A 23,731-nucleotide genomic window follows, 5' to 3' on the forward strand; every position below is an offset into this window, starting at 1 on the left:
TTAGTCCGGGACGCATAGGGAGTTATAAACCCGGTTTCACGGGTAAATTTCTCATAAATAAAGCCCAGATTTTTCTGATAAACCGGGTTGAGCAATGCTAATGTCAGTCCCGAACTCAATATATCATTTTGCACTAATCGATCAACTGTCAAACTTTTAGGTTGGGTCAGGAAACAAAACCTATTATAGTCATTTCTTTGTGGGAAGTTTTAAGATTTGGTCGCTCACCATTTTGTCAACGATTAAGTCGCTGATAATTTGAGCGCCGTGGGAGGTAAAGTGCAAGCCATCATTATTTTTTACATAGCCTCGCTTACCCGATTTATTAGCAACTACAGGAACCAATTTTCCGCCTTGTGCAAAAGTCTCCCAGGTCGAAATATATTCGATATTTGATGAAGATTTGCTGGCATTTTTATAAATATCGTTCATGATGGGAAAAGCTTTGAGATACCAAGATTTTTTAGGTATGGATTGACCGATCCAATACACTTTCCTCACGGATGACGAATCCAGTAATTTGGCGTATCTTTCAACTCTTTCTTGATAAGCTTTTTGCCATTCTTTCGTCATAACAACCCGGGCTTTTCCTTGAAAATCAATAATATTTTGAGGGTCATTGGCTCCGAACAAAACTACCACTACATCCGGCTGGTAATTATTAAGAATTTGGCGAGTTCTGGCATACCAATCATAATAATCTATCCGATTTAATCCGGTCGAGACCTTGTAGTCAATTTTCGTATCGGCGATATTGTATTTTTTCTTAAGAGTGTACTGGAGTTGAATTCCTAAGTCGAACATTACGGAATCTCCAATAAATAAAAATCTGCGATAAGGTCTGGTCAGTTTAGGTTTAGCTGGGGTTGGTTTTTTAGCTGGGGTTGGTTTTTTAGCATTAGCAGGCTTTGGAGGTTGAACGGCCGCTTTTGTTTCGGTTTTGACGGGAGGGAGTTCTGGTTCTTTGGGGAGGCTATCAAAGTTAATATCTTTAATTTTGCTCCAAAAATCTTGTTCTGATTTTCGGAAACCGTCTATTTCGATCAGGCGCGCCGCTTGTTTAATTTCTGGACTGGCGAAAGGAGTTGAAGCAAAGCTTTTGAGAAATAATGATAAGTTTGAAAATATTAAAGTGAGAATTACAGAAGTAACAATCAGCAAAATTTCCCGGTCTTTCATATTCTTAAAAATTAAAGTAAATAAAAGGCGGAACGGTACTTGGCCCCAACATCAAGATAGTATACACGAGCAGCGAAACTAAGACAACCCGAAAGAAAATGTTTTTTAATGACAATACGGTTCGCAATAGTTGGGCGATGCGATCGCCCCACAAGTTGATCGCGCCAATGACTGCAATTACTAAATACAATTGCCAAAAGTTAAATTGAAAATTTGCGACGGCCGGATGGACAATTCCTTCAAAAAAACTCACCGCAGTTTCCCAGTTGGGAGTGCCGAAAAATACCCAGCTACAAGTAACAAAAGTAAATGTTAGCAGCCAACTGCAAAATTTAGCAAATCTGGGAAAGGCATAGTCTAATTTAAAGTGGATAGCTTGGGGGATATCTTTACATAAATGGTTGACAATTAATCCTAAACCATGAATTGCTCCCCAGAAAATAAAGTTTAAACCTGCGCCGTGCCAAAATCCACCGATCGCCATTGTTAAAAATAGATTTAGGTACTTCCTCAACTTGCCGTATTTGTTACCGCCCAAGGGAAAGTAAACGTAATCCCTCAGCCACTCGGAAAGACTGATGTGCCACCTTTTCCAAAATTCTTGCAGACTGAGCGATCGGTATGGCATATTAAAGTTGGCAATCGGCTTGAAACCCAGCAAACAGGAGATACCGTTGGCTAAATCCGAATAGCCGCTGAAATCTACATAAATTAAACACGAATAGGAAATTGCCGCGAGGATTAAATCGATGCTGCTGTACTGCTGGGGTACTTTGAAGGGTAAGTCAGTGAAGTTAAACAAAAAGCTCGATAAAGTATATTTTTTGAAGAGTCCAGACAAAATCAAAACTATAACTTCTTCAATTTGATAGTCGTATTTTTTCCGTGAATTTAGCTGCAAATAAAATTCGCGAGCTCGCGAGATTGGCCCAGAGGCAATTTGCGGAAAGTAGGTAATGTAGGCCGCATAGTCTATAAATTTTGGACAGGGTATTTTTTGCTGGTAGCAGTCGATTAAATGAGAAATCATTCTAAAAGTGTAGAAAGACACGCCGACGGGGGCAATTATTTGCAAAACTGGAAAGCTGGCTGGAATTTGTAGCTGGTTCAGTATCTCAAATAAAGAAGTTACAAAGAAGTTGCAATATTTAAAGATGCCGAGATAGGTAATGTTGAAAACTAAACCGGAGATCAAAGCAATTTTTTTAGACTTATTGTTGCAGAGAAAGCGGAGAATGATATAGTTAGACGCTGTAGAAAAAATGAGGAGCAAGAGAAAGTCGAAACTCCAAAAGGAATAAAATAATAAACTTGAAATTAACAAGACAATTTTATACAAATTGACTTGGGGTTTCACAGAGACGATCGCGCTAAAAATAATTAGGAAAAAAACTAGAAATTGGTAAGTGGGAAATAGCATAAGTCTCAGCCTATAAAAAATCTTGTTTCTAGCAATATTTTTATAAGTACGGCCAGCCAACCTATCCCGAAGGGAATCGCCAGAGTCGGTCTGACCTCACCAAATTTCGGGGTGGATTGCGGACTGTAAGCTTTTGTAAGAGGCCAATTATGCCACAACTTCCGCCCTAGTTAACCGCACTCATAAATTCATAATCCTGTTTAAAGATTATGATGGTTGTGAGACGATGTATTAACGGATAACAACAGGAATCCCCTTGATTGCGAGGAACCAACGTGCAGCCAACAGACCCTAGCAAATTTACAGATCAAGCCTGGGAAGCCATTGTCAAATCCCAGGATGTCGCCCGCCGCTTTGCCAATCAGCAGCTAGAGGTTGAACATTTAGCCATCGCCCTTCTCGAACAGCAAGGCCAGGCCAACAGCATTCTCAGCAAAGCTGGAGTCGATGCCCCCCGCTTGGCGCAGCAGTTAGATGCTTTTGCCAAACGACAGCCCAGAGTTGCCAACGCTGACCAACTATACCTCGGCCGCGGCTTAGAAGTGATGTTAGATGTTGCCGAGGCCACCAGGGCGACTTGGCAAGATAATTTTATCGCCGTTGAACATTTATTAATTGGTTTAGTAGAAGACGAACGAGTCGGCCGCAGGTTGCTGACAAAAGGCGACGGCCCGCCGGGCCGCCCCGGTTACGATCGCAAACCCCCAGCCGGTACGATCGATCGACCAAAACTCGAAGAAGCAATCAAATCTTTCCGCGCCACTGCTAAAACACAAGAAAAAAATTCCGAAACGGGGAAAGGCAGCCGCAGCAGCGCTAAAGCCCAAGATCAAGATGGCGAAGCTAACTCCGACGCCCTCAGCAAGTACGGCCGCGATTTGACAGAAGCCGCCAAAGCCGGCAAACTCGACCCAGTAATCGGCCGCGACGAGGAAATCCGCCGCGTGGTACAAGTTCTTTCCCGCCGCCAAAAAAACAATCCGGTGTTAATTGGCGATCCGGGAGTCGGAAAAACTGCGATCGCCGAAGGTTTAGCCCAGCGAATTGTCAACGGCGACGTACCGGAATCTTTGAAAAATCGCCAGCTATTTAGCCTTGACATGGGGAGTTTAATTGCTGGGGCAAAATTCCGGGGCGAATTTGAAGAACGATTGCGGTCTGTTCTGCGGGAAGTCATCGATGCCGACGGGCAAATTGTCCTATTTATTGACGAATTGCACACCGTTGTTGGCACTGGCGGCGGTGGCAGTTCCGGTTCGGGAATGGATGCGGGAAATTTGTTAAAACCCATGTTGGCGAGAGGCGAATTGCGCTGCATCGGCGCTACAACTCTCGACGAATTCCGCAAAAATATTGAAAAAGATCCAGCCTTGGAACGCCGGTTTCAACAAGTATTTGTCGGCGAACCCAGCGTTGAAGATACTGTTTCGATTTTGCGCGGATTGAAAGACCGTTACGAACGCCACCACGGGGTAAAAATTACTGATTCGGCCCTGGTAGCTGCTGCAACTCTCTCTTTTCGCTATATTTCCGATCGCTTTTTGCCGGACAAGGCGATCGACCTGGTAGATGAAGCGGCCGCCCACTTGAAAATGGAGATTACTTCTAAACCTGTGGAATTGGAAGGAATCGACCGCCGGGTGATGCAGTTGGAAATGGAAAAATTGTCGATCGAAGGGGAAGGAAAAGGCACTCTAGCCCCTGGGCTCGGCTTCCGCGTCGAACGCATCACATCGGAGATTGACATTTTAAAAGTCAAGCAGGAAAAATTGTCCTCTCAGTGGTTGGGCGAAAAGCAGTTGTTGGATGCAATCAATAAATTGAAAGCAGAAGAAGACCAATTGCGAGTCCAAATTGAACAAGCAGAAAGGGCTTACGATTTGAATAAGGCCGCACAGTTAAAGTACGGCAAGTTGGAAACTGCGGTGCGCGATCGCGAAGCGAAAGAAGCTGAACTTTTGAAACAGCAAGCTCAAGGTTCTTCCCTGCTGCGCGAAAAAGTTACTGAGGGCGATATTGCGGAAATTGTCGCTAAATGGACGGGCATTCCGGTTAACCGATTGTTAGAATCCGAACGCCAAAAATTGCTGCAATTGGAAAAACACTTGCACCAAAAAGTCATCGGTCAAGAGGAAGCTGTAACAGCCGTGGCGGCGGCAATTAGGCGCGCGAGGGCGGGCATGAAAGACCCCGGCAGGCCGATCGGCTCTTTCTTGTTTATGGGCCCCACAGGCGTCGGCAAAACTGAGTTAGCGCGGGCGTTGGCGGAGTTTTTGTTTGACAGCGATGATGCGATCGTCCGCATCGATATGTCGGAATACATGGAGAAACACAGCGTTTCCCGGTTGGTAGGAGCTCCCCCCGGATATGTCGGTTACGATGAAGGGGGACAACTTTCGGAAGCAGTGCGGAGACATCCTTATTCGGTAGTGCTGTTTGACGAAGTGGAAAAAGCGCACCCGGACGTATTTAACATTTTGCTGCAAGTGTTGGATGACGGCAGAATTACCGATTCTCAAGGTCGAGTGGTTGACTTTAGAAATACTGTAATTGTGATGACTAGCAATATCGGCAGCGACCACATTTTAGACGTGTTTACTAAGAAGGAAAAAACCGTCAAAAAACCTGCTAGCCGGAAGCAGGAAACGAAAGATTTGTCAAGTCAAAAGACAGATTATAAAGTGGCTGCCGACGGTACTGTCGAGGTGTCGGCCCAGCGAGTTGATGCTGATAGTGTAACCAAGAGTGAAAACAAGAGTGAAAATGAAAATTTATTGACTCAAGAACGGGAGACAGACCAAGAGTACGAACAGATGTTAAAACGGGTAATGACAGCCCTGCGATCGCACTTTCGACCTGAATTTCTCAATCGGGTGGACGAGATAATTTTGTTCCACACTTTGAGCAAGGTGGAACTACGGCAAATAGTCAGTATCCAAGTGAAGCGGATCGAGCGTTTGTTGGCCGAGCAAAAAATCACTTTGGAACTGTCCGATGCGGCGAAAAACCATATCACAGATGTCGGTTACGACCCGGTTTACGGCGCTCGTCCCTTGAAACGCGCCATCCAGCGGGAGCTGGAAAACCCGCTGGCAAACAAGATTCTGGAAAATGCGTTTGTGGAGGGAGATACAATTGCGATCGACTGTGACAATAACACTTTGCAATTTCGCAAAAAAGATTCTCGCCCAGCGCTGACAGGTAACAGTTTGTAGTTGCGTTAGGAACAGGCATTCTGCCTGTTCCACAAATAATAAGTCTTCTTGTGGAACAGGCAGAATGCCTGTTATTGAAAATTAGCAACAGGCAAGATGCCTGTTCCACAAACCATTAATTCTCTTGTGGAACAGGCATCCTGCCTGTTATTGAAAATTAGCAACAGGCAAGATGCCTGTTATTGAAAATGGTGAAACCTGTTACTTGATATCAAGAATTCGAGATGGTGCGACTGCCGTAAGCATCCATGCTGTAGGCGGGAACGCGAACGCTGTAATCCATCTCTGTTGCCGTGATTGCTACAGCCAATTTTTCAAAAGATTCATCGTTCCAATTCCGCTCGTGGATGGGCTTTGACTGTTCCCCGAGGAAATATGCTTGAGTGCCAATTACTGAAGCTGCGACCCAACCGACGATTAAAAGAGCGATTACAATAGCCATATTTGCTTTTTCCTTAACTTTTGTTGCTTTATGTAAACTAATGTAACGAAAATTAGTAATTCACGTCAAGGTACTGTAATGTCGTGGCAACCGTCCGGCAGGTAGTAAATACCGCACCTAATCCTGAGTCGGGAGGGTGCGCTTAGTGTCAACAAGGGCTCGATCCCCCCTAGCCCCCCTTAATAAGGGGGGGACAAGAGTGTTCTCAAAGTCCCATCAAGGGGGATTTAGGGGGATCTAGACTGGGCTACCAGGGAGAGATTCAGAGGGGTTTCAGGCTTAAGTTGACACGCCTTGGTAGGGTGTGCACCGCGGACCGGTCTTTCGGGTGTGCACCGCGCATATGTATCGGAATTGTGAACCGTATCCGAAATAGCAAAACAGCTTGTTGAGATTTTATAGTTAAGAAATTATAAGTTTTGCGTTAATAAATTACGATTAAAAGTCTGCCGCTGGCATGAGGAATAGCGGCTAAATTATGAGTTATGATTTATCGGTTTGGATGGGAACTAACAAATCCCAATTACCAAATTTTAAGTACAAGTTACCAACTACCAATCATCGCTACAAATCATGCCAAACTCAATGTTAAATGACGACCCCTTGTGGTTCAAAGACGCAATTATTTACGAAGTACCAGTTCGGGCTTTTGCCGACAGCAATGCAGACGGCATAGGCGACTTTAGAGGACTGACAGAAAAACTGGATTACCTGCAAAACTTGGGAGTAACAGCAATTTGGGTACTGCCATTTTTTCCCTCGCCGCTCCGAGACGACGGCTACGATACATCTCACTATACTACCGTCAACCCGATTTACGGCACATTAGAGGATTTTAAAGACCTTTTAGAAGCAGCGCACCAGCGGGGAATTCGAGTCATTATTGAGTTAATTGTCAACCACACTTCTGACCAGCACGCTTGGTTTCAGCGAGCGCGCCGCGCCCCGAAAGGCAGTAACGAAAGAGATTTTTATGTGTGGAGCGACACGCCGGAAAAATATCAAGATGCTAGAATTATTTTCCAAGATTTTGAAACATCTAATTGGGCTTGGGATGCGGTAGCAAAAGCTTATTACTGGCACCGTTTTTATTCTCACCAACCAGATTTGAATTACGACAATCCGGCCGTCCGCCAAGCCATCTTAGATGTGGTAGATTTCTGGTTGGCACTAGGAGTAGACGGACTGCGAATGGATGCGGTGCCTTACCTGTACGAGCGCGAAGGTACTAACTGCGAAAACCTGCCAGAAACTCACCAATTCCTGAAGCAATTGCGGCAGCACGTAGATGAGAAATTCCCGAACCGGATGCTGCTGGCTGAGGCGAATCAGTGGCCGGAGGATGCGGTTGAATATTACGCTGCTGGGGATGAATGTCACATGAACTTTCATTTTCCGCTGATGCCGCGTTTATTTATGGCTTTGTATATGGAAGATAGCTTCCCAATTAGCGACATTCTCCAGCAAACTCCGCAGATTCCCAATAACTGTCAGTGGGCTTTATTTTTGCGGAATCACGATGAATTGACGCTGGAAATGGTGAGCGATGAAGACCGAGATTATATGTATCGGGTTTACGCTCAAGATACTCAGGCGAGAATTAATTTGGGCATCCGCCGCCGCTTGGCTCCTTTGATGGGAAATAACCGCCGCCGCATCGAGTTGATGAATGCTTTGCTGCTGTCTCTTCCGGGTACGCCGGTGCTTTACTACGGCGATGAAATTGGCATGGGAGACAATATCTATTTGGGCGATCGCAACGGGGTGAGAACTCCGATGCAGTGGAGCGGCGATCGCAATGCCGGTTTCAGCCGTGCTAACCCGCAGCGGCTGTACGCACCGCCCATTGTTGACCCTGAATATCACTACGAATCTGTTAACGTGGACGCGCAGCGGGCGAATCCGAGTTCTCTGTGGTGGTGGATGAAACGCCTGATTGCAATTAGGCAGCGCTTCCAAGCATTCGGCCGCGGAACTTGCGAGTTTCTGTACCCGGAAAACCGCAAAGTTTTAGCTTTTGTACGCACTTATCAAGACGAACACATCCTCGTAGTGGCTAATTTGTCACGCTTCGTCCAGACGGCAGAATTAGACCTTGCGCCCTTTAAAGGTGCTGTTCCGGTGGAGATTTTCGGCCGCACGGAGTTTCCTGCGGTTGGCGAGTCGCCTTACTTTTTGTGCTTGAGTCCTCACACGTTTTACTGGTTTACTCTTACGGTTAAAAACGAAGATTTGGCGCTCCACGGCGTTCCCACAGACTTGCCTACTTTGGCGGTGATAGGCAATTGGAAAACTGCTTTTGCTACCAGTCAGTTAAGCGATATGCTGCTTAATATTTTGCCGGGATACCTGCGGCGGAATCGCTGGTTTAGCGGTACAGAGCGGACAATTCAATCATTAGAAATAAGTGAGATTGTACCGATTGAATGTAAAGATAGTGCGGGGGAGGAATCTCAAGTTTACATTCTGTTCTTGCTGTTGAATTATACTGAAGGTATGCCGGAAACTTACGTTTTGCCTTTAGGTTGGGAAGAGATGAAAGGCGATATGGACGATCGGGCGATCGCGCGCCTCCACTTCCCAGAAACCAACAACGAAGTCGGCGTACTATTTGACGCTGCCGGGGACAAAGGTTTTCTGAGCGCGCTGCTGGGGGCGATCGCCAATTCTCGCAGTTACAGAGGTGCTGCAGGTCAACTGCTAGGAATTGCCGACAGTTCATTCAACTCAGAACAAGATTTATCGCAACTCGACCCTCACCTGTTCAAAAAAGAACAAAGCAATACATCAGCAGGTTACGGCGACCGCTTCGTCCTGAAAATATTGCGAAAAATCGAGGAAGGAATCAACCCCGAATTAGAAATCGGACGCTTTTTAACAGAGCGCAACTCGATCCAACACTACGCTCCAATTGCCGGAGCATTGGAATATCACACACCAGCAAAACAAGTCCTTACCGTCGGAATACTGCAAAAATTAATCCCCGACAGCATAGACGCTTGGTCTTATACATTAGACACACTGCGCGACTATTTCGAGCAAGTAATGACCGTAGAAGCAAAGCATTCCGGCGAGAATTTATCTACTGCCCCCGAAAATTATTTACCGAGCGCTTTGACCGGACAAATGCAGCGGAACTCAAACTCGCTAGTAGCGGATTTATCCCTAGAAATTCCCGCCTTAGCTCGCGAACTCATCGGCTCTTACTTAGCATCAGCCGAACTTTTAGGTCAGCGGACAGCCGAACTTCACCTCGCTTTAGCTGCTGACACAGAAAATCCCGCTTTTGCCCCAGAAAGCTTCACCTCCTTTTACCAGCGTTCCATCTATCAACACATGAGAAATCTGGCAGGAAGAACTTTGCTGGAGCTAAAAAAACGGCTGTCCAAACTGCCGCCAGAAATACAAAAATCGGCACAAAAGCTCCTCAACCGTGAAGATTTGCTCATGGAACGTTTCAAGTCTATTCTGAACTTGAGAATCACTGCCGATAGAATTCGCTGTCACGGAGACTTTCATTTCGGGCAAGTTCTTTATACAGGCAAAGACTTCGTAATTATTGATTTCGGAGGAGAACGCGATCGACCCTTAAACGAGCGACGGATGAAGAGGTCGCCCCTGCGAGATGTTGCGGGAATGCTGCAATCTATAAGTTACGCTGTTACTTTGGCACTCCGCAATGAAGTAGAAAGTGGGATGATTCGCCCGGAAAATCTCCCGGAGATGCAGCAGTGGGCGAACGTTTGGCACCGCTGGGTCAGCCTCACTTTTCTTAACAGCTATTTGGTAACAGCAGCCGATGCGAATTTCTTGCCCAAATCTATACCGGAACTACAAGTTTTGTTGGATGCTTACATTTTGGAAAAAGCGGTTGGCGAGCTAGCCTACGAACTTAATTACCGCTTGGATTGGGCGGAAATTCCGCTGAAGCGGATTCTACAGTTGCTAAATTAATAAGGAGGGATTTATCTATACTCGTTAGGGTGCGTGGCTTTCTAGCCACTCAAGTTGCAGCGAGATGCTGGAGAGTCACGCACCTTACATGACACGAAATCTGGTTGAACAACCATTTCCAGCGGCGAATATTAGGTAGGAGTTACAACTGATTCACGTATCTTTGCGATCGCTTTGAGAATTTCTTCTCGATTCTTACCTGATTGCATCCATTTTGGAAGTCGAGAGAATAGACTGCGATTTGACCAACCATCAAGTTCATGAGGTTCTCGTTCCCTCAGCTTTGCCCGAACACAGGCATCAATAAATTCTAAATGTCGAAGATTGTAAGCCCAAAGCGTCTCACCGCAACAGGAAGTTTCAAGCCACAGAGGATAGCCTAAATAGTCATCCCCTGGCCCACTATACCAGCTTTCAATCTTTTGCTTAGACCAATCTTTTGAGGAACCACAAGCTGTACAGGAAAATCTCCGAGGAGCAAAGTAATCGACCTTATCAGCATCGATACAGCGCAATATCGCACATGAATCACAGAAAGGGCATCGCACCAGAAATTTATTCTGGAATGAGTAGATGTTTTCACGAGTATCTTTAAATCGGTTCATACTTACGACTTAAAATAGAGAGATGTTTGATATAAAACTTGTTCTTGATGCGTTAACAAAGTGCAGTCAGAAAGCGGGTAAGCCACACAAGTAATAGCGTAGCCAGCTTGCAATTCAGACGGCTTCAAAAACTTTTGTTCGCTTTGATCGATTTCACCACTCAGCAGTTTGACAACGCAAGCAGAACACTCTCCTTGCTTGCATCCGTTCGGCAAGCGGATACCGGCATCTTCTGCCATATCTAAGATATACTGGTCGTCTGGTACTGCGATCGTGCGATCGAGCGCGAGAGCCTCATTCACCAACCGAACTTGATAAACTGCCATTTTTTTCTTATTCCTCGCAAAAGGCGGGTTTACGATCCTGTTAGTCCTAGCAAATATTTCGGGTAACACCCGCCCCTATAAATAGAAAGGGCGGATTTATATCGTGTATATCTAGACAAGTGCTTCTTGATAATCGAGATTTTCATCTAGATAAATAGCCCGAATATCCTCCGGCAAGTTGGATTCTAAACTTTGATATCCTTTTTGCAGCAAAGCCTTTACCTGAGCGGGCGAAATAGCTTCGCCTTCTGCTTGCAAATAAGCTGCTATTCGAGTTTCGCTCCAGCGGAAAGTCTGAGCCATCAACACAACTAAACGCGGCAGCGGCGCTAACAATTCCAAGGCTTGTTTGACGTAACACCACAGAGGAGGCGGAGCCGATTGCAAAGAATAGTGAATCGACTCAACAGGGGGCAATTGGGCTTGATTTATGCAGACTGCGGTGACATTAATCAGCCAGTTTTGGAGACTGAGATTTTCGCCATCAGACTCTTGGATCTCGCGGCGCAAATCGAGGCCTCGGAGTTCGTGATAGATGTGCTGCCAAGTGTGGGCAAACAGGTAATCGCCTTGTACGGGCGATCGCACGGAATGGCGAATCAGGGAGTGTACAATTTGAGCGTAGCGGCAAAAAATCGCCGTGAAGAACCTACCTTGATCGGGATGGTTTTGAAACAGGGTCAATAATTCCTGGTCGCTGTGATGGAACAGGGATTTGACCACAGGATGGTTGAGTTCGGAAAAATTAGGTGTTTGCACAATTGTTATGGAATAGCTTTGAGAATAAATGCTGGTGCAGCCCAATTCTACAACACCATATACATTTGATGCAAGTGCTGGCAAATTATGTTGATATTTAAGTCAATTAATTATCTAAGGGAATTTATAGGTGATGCTGTATTAATGTAAAGTAGTACATATAAACTCTATTTGTTCAGCGCAGCTACAAATATAATTTGTTGTTGAAATGGTAAAGTCCTTCTAATTATATTCTAATTTTATGATGTCCATTCTCTTTCCAAAAATGTTTGTATTCCCTGAAGGATCTCCACAAGGATGAGCAACTTGAAACAAGTTAGCATCTATACTCGCGGTATAACTACGGCGAGCGGTGCTGGCGGATATGGGGCAGTCTTGCTGTATGAAAATCATCGCAAGGAACTATCAGGCGGATTTCAGTTGACTACAAACAATCGTATGGATATTCTTGCTGCAATTGAAGGTCTCAAAGCACTCAAAACAAGATGTAAAGTTACGCTATACAATAACAACGGCTACCTTGTAGACGCTATTGCCAACAATTGGGCGCAGGGCTGGCAAGCTAATAACTGGAAAAATAGCGAACAGAAACCTACTGCTAACGTAGATTTGTGGGAGCAACTACTCCAATTCTGTTCGCAACACGACGTTGAGTTTATTAGAATTAAGCAATGTGCGGGCAACCCAGAGTATCAACGCTGCAATTATATTTCCAGACAAGCGGCCAATCAACAAAACTTACCAGCAGATGAAGGCTATCAACGGTGAACCCCGCTAGGAAAACCATATCCTCCGCCCCCCGGAGTCTCAATGACAAACACATCCCCCGGCTGCATTTCCACAGTCGCCGTACTCCCCAAATCCTCAACTTTTCCCTCCACCGTTTCCACATAACTCCGTCCAACTTTCCCCGCTTCACCCCCATTCAAACCGCCAGGAGAAATCACCCGTCTCCCCGATAAAATCCCCGCCGTCATCGCCTCCCAAAAGCGCACTCGCCGCACAACTCCATTCCCGCCGCGATGATATCCATTACCACCGCTATTAGCCCGAATTGCAAAACTTTCTAAGAGCACCGGAAACCGCCATTCTAATACTTCTGGGTCAGTTAAACGCGAATTAGTCATGTGAGTTTGAACCGCATCCGTACCGTCAAAATCTGCACCAGCACCCGAACCGCCGCAAATTGTTTCATAATATTGATAGCGCTGATTTCCAAAGGTAAAATTATTCATAGTTCCCTGAGAAGCCGCCATCACTCCCAACGCGCAATACAAAGCATCGGTAATATTCTGCGAAGTTTCCACATTTCCGGCAACTACCGCCGCTGGATAACGAGGATTCAGCATACAGCCTTCGGGATTGATGATTTCGAGAGGTTTCAAACAGCCCGCATTTAGAGGAATATCGTCATCTACCAAGGTGCGGAAAACATACAAAACAGCCGCTTTGCACACCGCAGCGGGAGCATTAAAATTGTTGGATTGTTGAGCAGAAGTGCCAGTAAAATCTATTTTTGCACTGCGCGCAGATTTGTCAATTGTAATCGCTACCTTAATTTGTCCGCCACTATCCATCGGATAAGTAAACTCGCCATCTGGCAACACATCAATTACCCGCCGCACTGACTCCTCAGCATTGTCTTGTACGAAGCCCATATAAGCTTGCACAGTCTCTAATCCATAATGTTCTACCATCTCGATCAGTTCTTCAGAGCCGCGCTTGTTAGCAGCAATTTGTGCTTGCAAATCGGCTATATTTTGAGCGGAATTGCGAACCGCAAAATTCCCCGCTGTCAGAAGCTCAAGTAATTCTTTTTCTCGAAAATTGCCCTCGCTTACTAACAGGAAATTGTCAAGCAATACACCTTCTTCAGTTACTGTTGTACTGTTAGGAGGCATGGAACCGGGAGTAATGCCGCCGATGTCGGCGTGGTGTCCCCGCGAGGCAACATAAAACAAAGGAAGGGAGGAATCACCATCGAATACTGGAGTAATAACGGTGATATCTGGCAAGTGTGTGCCGCCGTTGTAGGGATTGTTAGAAACATAAACATTGCCCGGTTGAATCGCATTGCCTTGTGCTAAAATTAAAGCTTCAACGCTTTCGCTCATCGAACCCAGATGTACGGGAATGTGCGGCGCGTTGGCAACTAATTGGCCGTTTTTGTCGAAAATTGCACAGGAAAAGTCGAGACGTTCTTTGATGTTGACTGAGGAACTTGTGTTTTGCAATGTGACGCCCATTTGTTCCGCGATCGCCCGAAACAAATTATTAAAAATTTCCAGCAAAACCGGATCTGATTTAACCGCAGATAAACCCGAATGAACGCGGATATTATCTGCGTCCATCTGCGTGCATCTGCGGTTCAAAATTAGATCGTTATTTTCGGTGATTTCCCCTTCCCATCCCGGTTCTATGATATTAGTTCCCGTTGCTTCAACAATCATAGCAGGGCCTTCTATGCAGTCGCCCGATCGCAAATCGTCTCTCTGATAAACAGGTGTTGCCCGCCACCCGCCAGCAACATAGGTTTGCACGGTTGAAATTGGTTGCACAGGCGAGATGCCCGTGCCACCAGAGGGGGAAATTGTGGATGCTTCCGGCACATCCATTCTTTCTACAACTTCCACTGAAACCGCTTCCACAATCAGCGGTTTTTCTGGCATAATAAAACTGTAACGCTGTCGGTGTGCTGCTTCAAATTCAGCCTGCATGACGTCAATATTGTCAGCAAAATCAACCGCCAAAACCGAGTCACTTCCCTGATATTTTAAGCGCAGCTTCCTAACAACTAAAACCTCTGACTCATTCTCTGCGTTCTCTGCGCCTCTGCGGTTCAATTCCCTCTTCCCCTCAGCCTCCAATGCAGTTAAAATATGATGCAAATCAGCTAATAATTCTGCATTTAATTGTTGCTCGATCGCCCTTTCGCGAATAGCCCGCACATCAGCCAAACCCATACCGTAAGCCGACAACACACCCGCATAAGGGTGAATAAATACCCGTTTCATCCCCAAAGCATCGGCGATCGCACAAGCGTGTTGGCCGCCCGCACCGCCGAAACAGCACAATGTATACTCCGAAACATCGTAACCGCGCTGAAGCGAGATTTTTTTGACAGCATTTGCCATCTTTTCCACAGCGATCGCCAAAAAACCCTCCGCCACTTGTTCCGCCGTCCTCTCGCCCCCAATTTCCGCCGCTAATTGCCCAAATTTTTGCTTTACTACCTCAGGGGCGATCGGCAAATCTCCATTCAATCCAAATACTTTCGGGAAAAAATCCGGTTGAATTTTCCCCAACATCACATTGCAATCAGTCACCGTCAAGGGGCCGCCTTTGCGATAGCAAGCGGGCCCAGGATTGGCCCCTGCAGACTCCGGCCCGACGCGGTAGCGAGTCCCGTCAAAAAAGACAATTGAACCGCCGCCGGCTGCTACAGTGTGAATTGCCATCACGGGCGATCGCAATCTCACCCCAGCAATTTCCGTCTCAAATTCGCGTTCGTATTCGCCGTTAAAATGGGCAACATCTGTGGAAGTTCCGCCCATATCAAAGGTAATAATTTTATCAAAACCTGCCTTTTTGCTGGTTTGAACAGCACCGACAATTCCCCCAGCAGGCCCGGATAAAATACTGTTTTTTCCTTGAAATTGTGCGGCGTCCACTAAGCCGCCGTTCGATTGCATAAACATTAATTTGGGGGATTGGGCATTGGGCATTTCCTCGTTCCCAGGCTCTGCCTGGGAACCCATATCCAGAGGCTCGGCCTCTCTTAATTGACTGGTTACTTGTTCGACATAACGCCGCAAAATCGGAGATAAATAAGCATCGACAACCGCAGTATCTCCCCGCGAAACTAATTTCATCAGCGGGCTAACTTCGTGAGATACTGAAATTTGAGTAAAGCCAATTTCTTTCGCTATTTTAGCAACTTGTTTTTCGTGTTCTGAGTAGCGGTAGCCGTGCATGAATACGATCGCACAACTGCGAATTCCCTCCTCGTATGCTTGCTGCAAAGACGGGATAAACTCGGGATTGACAGCAGTTAACTCCTCACCTTGAGCGCTGTAGCGTTCGGCAACTTCAATAACTCGATCGTACAGCATCTGGGGCAAAACAATGTGACGCGCGAAAATATTCGGGCGGTTTTGATAGCCAATTCTCAGCGCATCGCCGAAACCTTTAGTAATTAACAGAATTGTGCGATCGCCCTTTCGTTCCAGCAAAGCATTTGTCGCCACCGTCGTCCCCATTTTAATCGCTTCAATTTCGGCGGCGGGTATGGCTGCGTCGGCGGGAATTCCCAAAATGTCGCGAATTCCTTGGACTGCGGCGTCGGTGTAGCGTTCTGGGTTTTCCGACAGCAGCTTGTGAATGACTAATTTACCGTCGGGGCTGTTGGCGACAATATCGGTAAAAGTACCGCCGCGATCGATCCAAAATTGCCAGCGAGTGCGATCGGAATAAGTAGGATTCATATCTCTTTTTTTTGATATTTTTGCTTGATTAATTTACAATTATTGACCTAACTTCTGTTCGAGTCAATTCATAAAATTCATAACTTTGGCTCATAAAAGTCATAATTTATTGTCGCTCAAACTAGCGGGCGATCGCTCGCGTTAATTATAGATGTCGAATGCCCTTGATTAACCCCTGACAAACACCAGCCAGAAAATCCAAATCCAAAGTCTCAATCCGATCGCTTTCTCGATGATAATGCGGATTTCGCATATTAGCAGTATCAGTCACCATAATAGCCGGATAACCATTATCCCAAAAAGGAACATGATCGCTGCGGCGAGTATCCGGCACAATTAAACCTCGATTCGGCACCGGCAGCCACTCGCAGGGCTGACCAGATTTGCGAATTTTGCCACTCAAATTAATCAAATCGGGAACCGTCCGCAAAGTGCCAATTAAAGCAATAAAATTACCACTATTTGGATAAAAATATTTCAAGCCAGCGGGATAGCTTTGAGAATTAGGATTGTGGTTGCAATAACCCAACATTTCCAAAGAAATCATTAACCGGATTGACTTTTGCTGTTGCTTGTATTTAGCTGCATGATGACTGCTTCCAAAACAACCGTATTCTTCCATATCGAAGGCAACTAATTGCACTGGATATTTGAGCGGCCCAGATGCGATATCCCTTGCGAGTTCCAGCAAAACAGCCACACCAGTAGCATTATCATCGGCCCCAGGCGATCCGGGTACAGTATCGTAATGAGCACCAATTACGATCGGCGGCAACCGCTTCTTAACCACCGGATCGAAGGGGGGTAAATCCAAAATCAAATTGTGATGAATTCGGCCGCGCACGGAAAAATCGTCAATTTCTACAGTTCCCCACTGTGCCAACTGTTCACGGATGTATTGCTGGGCATAAAAATGCCCTTCGGATGCGAGGTATGGATTGCGATCGCGTACAATTTGAATCAGATGGCTGTGCAAGCGTTCTTTGAGATTCATGCGATCGGAGATACAATGAGTACACTAAGATTATATGGGATTAAATTATGATTGGAGAAGTCAGAATTGAAAATTATAAGTCCATTCAAAAGCTGAAACTAGAATTAGGACGAGTAACTGTATTGATCGGTGAAAATGGCTGCGGCAAGAGTAATATCCTAGAGGCGATCGCCCTTGCTTCTGCTGCGGCTAATTATAAGCTTGATAACGAGTTCTTAGCTGCACGGGGCATTCGAGTTACAGAACCTCGATTTATGCGAGCAGGTTTTGAAAATGAAAATTTAGTTAAAAATATCCAAATTGAGTTAAGAGCAAATAATAAACAACAATTCCGTTGTATTTTACAAAATGATAATGCTCCTTATTCTCAGTGGATGACTAAAAACTTTTGGGGCAACAATGAAACCTCAACAGAGAATGTTTTTAATCTTTTTCTTCAAAAATACGGGGGGCAAGATAGACTTCTATCAATTTTAAAAAATACAACGGAACTACCAGAACAAGACATATCAAAATTGAACCACGATATAGACTCATTTATTGAAATATTTCACTTACATCTATTTATAGTTTATTCTCCTGAAAATCCAGCTTTACGAACATTTGAAAAAGAAGGGCAAATTCAACCGTTAGGCATTAATGGCGAAGGCTTGTTTAAACTTATTAATTTTTTGAGTTTAGAGGAAAATAAATACAAATTTAATGAAATCAAAAAAAAGCTGCGCTTGATAGATTGGTTTGAAGATTTTGAAGTTCCTCAGAATTTAGCAGCAATGCAAACTTCTATCCAAATCACAGATAGGTACTTAGATACTGATTTAAGTTATTTCGACCAAAGAAGCTCGAATGAAGGGTTTTTGTTTTTACTCTTTTACTTTGCCTTGTTCATTAGCGATCTCACTCCTAAATTTTTTGCAATAGATAACATTGATGCTTCTCTCAACCCCAGATTGTGCCGCAGATTAATGCAAGAATTAGTCGAATTAGCAAAAAAACACGACAAACAAGTTATATTCACAACTCACAATCCCGCAGTTTTGGACGGTTTAGATTTAGATGATGAGGAACAGCGGCTGTTTGTGATATACCGCAACCAATTAGGGCATACTAAAGCTAGACGCATTCTCAAACCGGAACCTCTAGAAGGACAGGAACCTGTTAAATTATCAGAGGCGTTTTTGAGGGGCTATATCGGAGGACTTCCTAAGAATTTTTAATATGACTAATTTGGGATTGATTACAGAGGGATTAACTGACCAGATTGTTATTGAAAGTATTTTAGCAGGATATTTCAATAACCCGGATATAGATATTAGACCGCTTCAACCAGAAAGAGATAAAGATGATGAGAATAAATCTCATAACTATGGAGGTTGGAGTCAAGTTTTTGCTTACTGCGAGTCAAATAATTTTAAGGAAGCATTTCAATTTATCGATTATATTATTATCCAAATAGATACTGATGTTTCAGAAGATTATAATATCGCCAAGCAAGATGAAAATGGTGAGTGGACTCCTCGGCAGTTGATTGAAAAAGTCATAGATAAGTTTAAAAGTTTGATAGGGGAAGATTTTTACACCAAATACGAACAGCGGATCGTATTTGCCATATCAGTACATTCTATTGAGTGCTGGTTGCTGCCGTTGTACTATACAGATAAGAAAAAAGCTAAGTTGATAAATTGTCTGGATACGTTAAACCAGCAGCTTAGTAGAAAAGATGGTTTTACAATCGATCGCAATGCTAAAAATCCTGACTACTACCGACAAATAGCCCGCAAATATTGCAAGCCGAAGGTTTTAATCGCCAGTTACCCAGACAATCCTAGTTTCAAATTCTTTATAGAAGAAATTGAAAAAAGAAATATTGCTGGAGAACCCGAAGACGATTTTTAATGTAAATTAAGCTGTTTTTATGGATCGAGTTAATTGCGTCGGGAACCAAATCTAAATCTAAACTTCCGATTCCATTTCGCCTACCCGCACCTGCACCGGCAACTCCACCGAATTCAACTCAGAAGACTCTAACAACCCCGCTGCTTCCTCCTCAGCATTTGCTTTGCCCGATCGCATTTTGTTCAATTTCTCACCCAAAGTATCCCGCTGGTTAATCAAATAAATACTCACCAAAGTCAGCCCAACTCCCATCGATTGCAGCGGATTCAACACTTCGCCCAAAAGCAAATTGCCGAACAGCAAAGCAAATACAGGCGTAAGAAAGGTTAGAGAACTTAAACTTGTTAGACTGCCACTCGAAGCAAAATAAAAGAACAAACCGTAGGCGATCGCACTTCCGAACACGGTAGAATAACCTAACGCCATCCAACCAGAAAAATCAATATTCACAAACTGTTCGGACTCAGTTACAGCCGAAATTGCCAACAGCGGCAAACCGCCCAAAATCATGTGCCACCCCGTCGCCACAACCGGGTCAACATAGCGGCAAACCCAGCGCACCAAAACCGTACCCACAGCCATCGACAAAGCAGCCAACAGCATCAACCATTCTCCACCCTGAAACAACTGTTCGATACCCGCAGAAACCTGCCTGTTTTCAGGATGAAACAGCCCCAAAATCCAGCCATCGGGCAACCCAATTAAACTGATGCCAGCAACGCCAATCACTAATCCCAACCAGCCCCAAAAACCAATTTTTTCTTGAAACAGCCACAAACACAAAATCGCCACAGCTAGCGGTTGAGAATCAATCATCACCGAACCCAAGCCGGCACCGGTTCTCGCCAAACCTTCGGCTAAAAAGCCTTGAAACAAAGTAGCGTCAACCAAAGCAAACAGCGAAATCCACAGCCAAGCTTTCCAACCCTGCGGCTGCGGTTTTCCCATGAATGCCGCCGCCAGCAGCACCAATACGCCCGCAGGTACTAAACGCACGACAGCCACAAACAGCGGCGTTGTGTGCGGCATCACGCCCTTCATCGCTACCATCGCGGTTCCCCACAGGAAAAACGGCGCAATTAGCAACAGCGGGGCAAAAGGCAGTTTTGAATCGGTAAGCTTTAGCTGCATGGCGGAGACTCCAAATAATTGATGAGAGTGGCTCTCACGAGAATGATGTAGATTTGTTAAGCAATTTTTACAATTATATATTGGTGTTGAGTTAAATGCGATCGCACAAATCTCGGCCATGAGGAACAGGCAAGATGCCTGTACCACAACAAAATCAAGGTGGAACAGGCATCTTGCCTGTTGCGGCAATTATGAACAGGCAAGATGCCTGTTCCACAATCCAGAATTTTCTTGTGCAACAGGCATCTTGCCTGTTGCGAACACAGGCACAACATCTACCCCGATGAATAAGGCACACTATAAGAGTTAGCTACAAAAATCCGTAACATTGCCTGTACACTGCCCATGATTTGGCCATTCAAGCCCCGCTACCGCAAACAAATCGCCCGTATCGAAATCACCGGAGCCATTGCCGGAGAAACCCGCAAACGAGTCCTAGAAGCTCTCAAAACCGTTGAAGAACGCAAATTTCCCGCTTTGCTGCTGCGGATAGACAGCCCCGGCGGCACTGTCGGCGATTCCCAGGAAATTTACAGCGCACTCAAGCGTCTGCGCGAAAAAGTCAAAATTGTTGCCAGTTTTGGCAATATTTCAGCTTCTGGTGGAGTTTACATCGGCATGGGAGCCGAGCATATCGTTGCTAATCCCGGTACAATTACCGGCAGCATTGGCGTGATTATCCGGGGTAACAATTTAGAACGGCTGTTAGAAAAAGTAGGCGTTTCTTTTCAGGTGATTAAATCGGGGCCGTATAAAGATATCTTGGCATTCGATCGAGAATTGACAGATCCTGAACAGCAAATTCTGCAAGACTTGATCGACACCAGCTACCAGCAATTCGTGGGAACCGTTGCTGAAGCCCGGAAATTGACCGTTGAAAAAGTCAAAAGTTTTGCCGATGGTCGGGTTTTTACCGGTCAGCAAGCCTTAGAATTGGGTTTGGTCGATCGACTGGGAACAGAAGAGGACGCTCGCCGCCTTGCCGCCGAACTCGCAGGCCTCGACCCGGAAAAAACCGAGTCTTGCACGCTAGAAAAAGCAAAACCTTTCCTAAATCGCGTTTTGGGGAGTAGTCTGGATATATCCGGGCTTTCAGCTTACAATAATTTGCTGGAATTCGAGCTTTCTACGAGCGGTTTGCCGCTGTGGATGTATCGCCCGTGATTAAATAAATTAGTCATGGGTTCGCAGTCAGTAGTCATTAGTTACCCCCTGGATGATTGGACGATTGAAATGTCTTGACCTCAAACTCAAATGTGGCGCTTCGCCCGTCATAAGTGCTTGGCGCTGGCTTCGCCTACGAGTTCGAGGTCAAACTACATAAACGAAGTCCACTCAAGCGCAGACTAAGAAATAAAATGGGTATTTAAGCCTAATTTAGTATAACTACTTATTAGTGACTAATGACTAATGACCGATGACTAATGACCGATGACAACTGACAAAAAAATGGAGGAAATTGGCGTGGAGTGGCAAGTGCGGGGTATTCGTGGGGCAACAACTGCCAGCGAGAATTCGGTGGCAGCAATTCGAGAAGCGGTGAGAGAATTGTTAGATGAATTAGAAGCAAAAAATGATATAAATCCAGAATTAATTATTAGTGCTACGTTTTCTGCTACTCGCGATTTAGATGCTGTGTTTCCGGCCGCAATCGCCCGCGAACGTTCTCACTGGTGCAATGTTCCTTTGTTGGACGTACAGCAAATGCACGTTGAGGGTGCTTTGGAACGCTGCATCCGGTTTTTAATTCACGTCAATTGGCCGGCACATACTGAAATTTATCATCCTTATTTGCGGGGAGCTCAAAATTTGCGTCCCGATAGGAATTTAGCGGTGGCGGTGGCTGGGGAAAAATAAATAATAGATTCACTTTGGGCTTGATTTAACAGTTAACTCACCATTACAGGTGGGTTTATTTTTTACGGCATTTGATACAGTACAAAACCTGCCCTGGGGATATACGGTTAAAAGCTTTTATTATAAAAAAACCCGGTTTCTTTGAGAAGCCGGGTTTTTTGTCAATCAGACGCTTTTTTGTGATGCAACCTAATCCCTAAAAAAATGTCATATATAAAACTCCAAAAGTCCTTTTTCCCTTCCAATATTCCCAAAGTTTGAGGAGAACCCTTTTCATCTAGCAGCGGCTTCACAGCTTCGTAAGCAGGCTTGTAATTGTACCAAGGAATTGAAGGCCACAAGTGATGTATCAGATGATAATTCTGCCCCAAAATTAAGATATTCAGAATAGGACTCGGATATACTCTGGCATTTTTCCAGCGATCGCGATCGTGAAACGGACGGTGCGGCAAATAATCAAAAAACAACCCCAAGGCCAACCCCACCACCAAAGCCGGAGAAAACCAAAAATTCAGCACGTAATCTAAATGATCGTATTGAATCGAGATATACACGATCGCGATCACAAACAAACGACTGAGAAACCATTCCAATAATTCGTATTTCCGCCACAGTTTGCGCTTAAAAAAGAAAATCTCGTGGTAAAAAAACCTCGCAGCAATCAACCACAGCGGCCCACCGGTCGAAACATAATGGTCTGGATCATTATCTGGGTCATTGACATGGGCGTGATGCTGCATATGTACCCGTGTAAACACCGGAAAAGCAAAACCCAACATCAGGGCGCTACCGTGTCCCAAAATAGCATTAACTGTGCGATCGCGATGGGCCGCATTATGAGACGCATCGTGAATCACAGTTCCAGCCATGTGCAAAGCCAACACGTTCAATAAAAAACAGCACCATTGGGGCCATTCCCAATACCAGAAACCCAAGTAAGAAATCACGATAATCGCTACTGCACTCAAAAACAGCAGCAGTGTCGGATTAAAGTCACCGGGAGGACTCAGAAACTCTTTCGGCACTGTCAGCGGCCGTCCTGCCTCCGACATTTTTGTTAAGACTCCTTAATATTTCACTCTTGCGTAGTATAAGATACAAGCCGGACAATAGTAAAGTTTTATGAAAGAACACAGTTCGATCGCCAGAAACTAGCCTCTGCACAACCAGGAAAGTATTGCTGTTGTGCAAGGATACCAGTGCTAGATTAGCCAAAAGAGCTCTGCAGACCAAATAAAATCAATGGGTATCTCTGTATTTATGTCAAGCCTGAGAGCAGATAAATTTGCCAAAAAGCGCGCTGCCCAAGAAAAGATTACCGATGGGTAAAAAGTCAGATATTCTATATATTGTTCAATACCTGCTTTTTTGACGACTATCAAAATTTTTAAGACTTGAGACTAGCGTCATTGCTTGTAGTGAAAGATGAAACGTTAGCCGAAATTTAAACAAGAAATCCACCTGCCTCC

Annotated in this window: 17 protein-coding genes; 7 read left to right on the forward strand and 10 right to left on the reverse strand. The window is 45.0% G+C overall.

The genetic code is table 11. From position 1 onward, the window contains the following. Window positions 1-189: 189 nt before the first annotated feature. Together QUA27_RS01095 and QUA27_RS01100 are read right to left on the reverse strand one after the other, a co-directional pair. Entirely contained in the window at window positions 190-1,179 is a 990-nt protein-coding gene (locus QUA27_RS01095) for an SGNH/GDSL hydrolase family protein (protein ID WP_333065792.1), read from the reverse strand. A gap of 4 nt (window positions 1,180-1,183) precedes the next feature. Continuing rightward, complete coding sequence (locus QUA27_RS01100) at window positions 1,184-2,599, reverse strand: MBOAT family O-acyltransferase (RefSeq protein ID WP_333065793.1); 1,416 nt, start codon at window positions 2,597-2,599, stop codon at window positions 1,184-1,186. A 275-nt stretch (window positions 2,600-2,874) separates the two neighbouring features. Between QUA27_RS01100 and QUA27_RS01105 the strand changes: the two genes are divergently transcribed. Next, window positions 2,875-5,814, forward strand: coding sequence for an ATP-dependent Clp protease ATP-binding subunit (locus tag QUA27_RS01105; protein WP_333065795.1), 2,940 nt, complete (start codon window positions 2,875-2,877; stop codon window positions 5,812-5,814). Window positions 5,815-6,025: 211 nt separating this feature from the next. Here the strand turns inward: QUA27_RS01105 and QUA27_RS01110 are convergent, their stop codons facing one another. Continuing rightward, a complete protein-coding gene (locus QUA27_RS01110; RefSeq protein ID WP_333046753.1) occupies window positions 6,026-6,256 on the reverse strand; it encodes a photosystem II protein, Psb35-related in 231 nt (76 codons plus the stop codon). A 573-nt stretch (window positions 6,257-6,829) separates the two neighbouring features. On the opposite strand from QUA27_RS01110, the gene treS reads away from it, so the two are divergent. Beyond that, complete coding sequence (treS, locus tag QUA27_RS01115; protein WP_333065796.1) at window positions 6,830-10,210, forward strand: maltose alpha-D-glucosyltransferase; 3,381 nt, start codon at window positions 6,830-6,832, stop codon at window positions 10,208-10,210. Window positions 10,211-10,341: 131 nt separating this feature from the next. Here treS and QUA27_RS01120 read toward each other — a convergent pair whose 3' ends face one another. The 3 genes from QUA27_RS01120 to QUA27_RS01130 all read right to left on the reverse strand — a co-directional run bounded on the left by QUA27_RS01120 (window position 10,342) and on the right by QUA27_RS01130 (window position 11,900). Beyond that, complete coding sequence (locus QUA27_RS01120; RefSeq protein ID WP_333065797.1) at window positions 10,342-10,815, reverse strand: hypothetical protein; 474 nt, start codon at window positions 10,813-10,815, stop codon at window positions 10,342-10,344. A 2-nt stretch (window positions 10,816-10,817) separates the two neighbouring features. After that, complete coding sequence (locus QUA27_RS01125; protein WP_333065798.1) at window positions 10,818-11,141, reverse strand: 2Fe-2S iron-sulfur cluster-binding protein; 324 nt, start codon at window positions 11,139-11,141, stop codon at window positions 10,818-10,820. A 111-nt stretch (window positions 11,142-11,252) separates the two neighbouring features. Next, a complete protein-coding gene (locus QUA27_RS01130; RefSeq protein ID WP_333065799.1) occupies window positions 11,253-11,900 on the reverse strand; it encodes an RNA polymerase sigma factor in 648 nt (215 codons plus the stop codon). A 297-nt stretch (window positions 11,901-12,197) separates the two neighbouring features. Between QUA27_RS01130 and QUA27_RS01135 the strand changes: the two genes are divergently transcribed. After that, complete coding sequence (locus QUA27_RS01135) at window positions 12,198-12,668, forward strand: RNase H family protein (RefSeq protein ID WP_333065800.1); 471 nt, start codon at window positions 12,198-12,200, stop codon at window positions 12,666-12,668. Here the strand turns inward: QUA27_RS01135 and QUA27_RS01140 are convergent. Continuing rightward, entirely contained in the window at window positions 12,659-16,384 is a 3,726-nt protein-coding gene (locus QUA27_RS01140) for a hydantoinase B/oxoprolinase family protein (RefSeq protein WP_333065801.1), read from the reverse strand. The genes QUA27_RS01135 and QUA27_RS01140 overlap by 10 nt on opposite strands. A 145-nt stretch (window positions 16,385-16,529) precedes the next feature. Next, window positions 16,530-17,378, reverse strand: coding sequence for a M28 family peptidase (locus QUA27_RS01145; protein ID WP_333065802.1), 849 nt, complete (start codon window positions 17,376-17,378; stop codon window positions 16,530-16,532). A gap of 47 nt (window positions 17,379-17,425) precedes the next feature. Between QUA27_RS01145 and QUA27_RS01150 the strand changes: the two genes are divergently transcribed. Together QUA27_RS01150 and QUA27_RS01155 are read left to right on the forward strand one after the other, a co-directional pair. Then, the gene (locus QUA27_RS01150; protein ID WP_333065803.1) at window positions 17,426-18,595 is read left to right on the forward strand and encodes an AAA family ATPase; all 1,170 of its coding nucleotides are present in this window, start codon (window positions 17,426-17,428) and stop codon (window positions 18,593-18,595) included. Between the two features lies 1 nt (window position 18,596). Next, window positions 18,597-19,274, forward strand: coding sequence for a phage tail protein (locus tag QUA27_RS01155; protein WP_333065804.1), 678 nt, complete (start codon window positions 18,597-18,599; stop codon window positions 19,272-19,274). Window positions 19,275-19,331: 57 nt separating this feature from the next. Here the strand turns inward: QUA27_RS01155 and QUA27_RS01160 are convergent, their stop codons facing one another. Next, the gene (locus QUA27_RS01160) at window positions 19,332-20,405 is read right to left on the reverse strand and encodes a DMT family transporter (protein WP_333065805.1); all 1,074 of its coding nucleotides are present in this window, start codon (window positions 20,403-20,405) and stop codon (window positions 19,332-19,334) included. 345 nt (window positions 20,406-20,750) lie between these two features. Between QUA27_RS01160 and sppA the strand changes: the two genes are divergently transcribed. Together sppA and aroH are read left to right on the forward strand one after the other, a co-directional pair. Beyond that, window positions 20,751-21,569, forward strand: coding sequence for a signal peptide peptidase SppA (gene sppA, locus QUA27_RS01165; RefSeq protein ID WP_333065807.1), 819 nt, complete (start codon window positions 20,751-20,753; stop codon window positions 21,567-21,569). 267 nt (window positions 21,570-21,836) lie between these two features. Continuing rightward, on the forward strand, window positions 21,837-22,262 hold the full coding sequence (aroH, locus tag QUA27_RS01170) for a chorismate mutase (protein ID WP_333065808.1): 426 nt from the start codon (window positions 21,837-21,839) through the stop codon (window positions 22,260-22,262). A 161-nt stretch (window positions 22,263-22,423) separates the two neighbouring features. Here aroH and crtR read toward each other — a convergent pair whose 3' ends face one another. Further along, a complete protein-coding gene (gene crtR / locus QUA27_RS01175) occupies window positions 22,424-23,314 on the reverse strand; it encodes a beta-carotene hydroxylase (protein WP_333065810.1) in 891 nt (296 codons plus the stop codon). Window positions 23,315-23,731: the final 417 nt, after the last annotated feature.

The organism is Microcoleus harperi Pol14_C6 (assembly GCF_036701295.1).
GTDB lineage: Bacteria > Cyanobacteriota > Cyanobacteriia > Cyanobacteriales > Microcoleaceae > Microcoleus.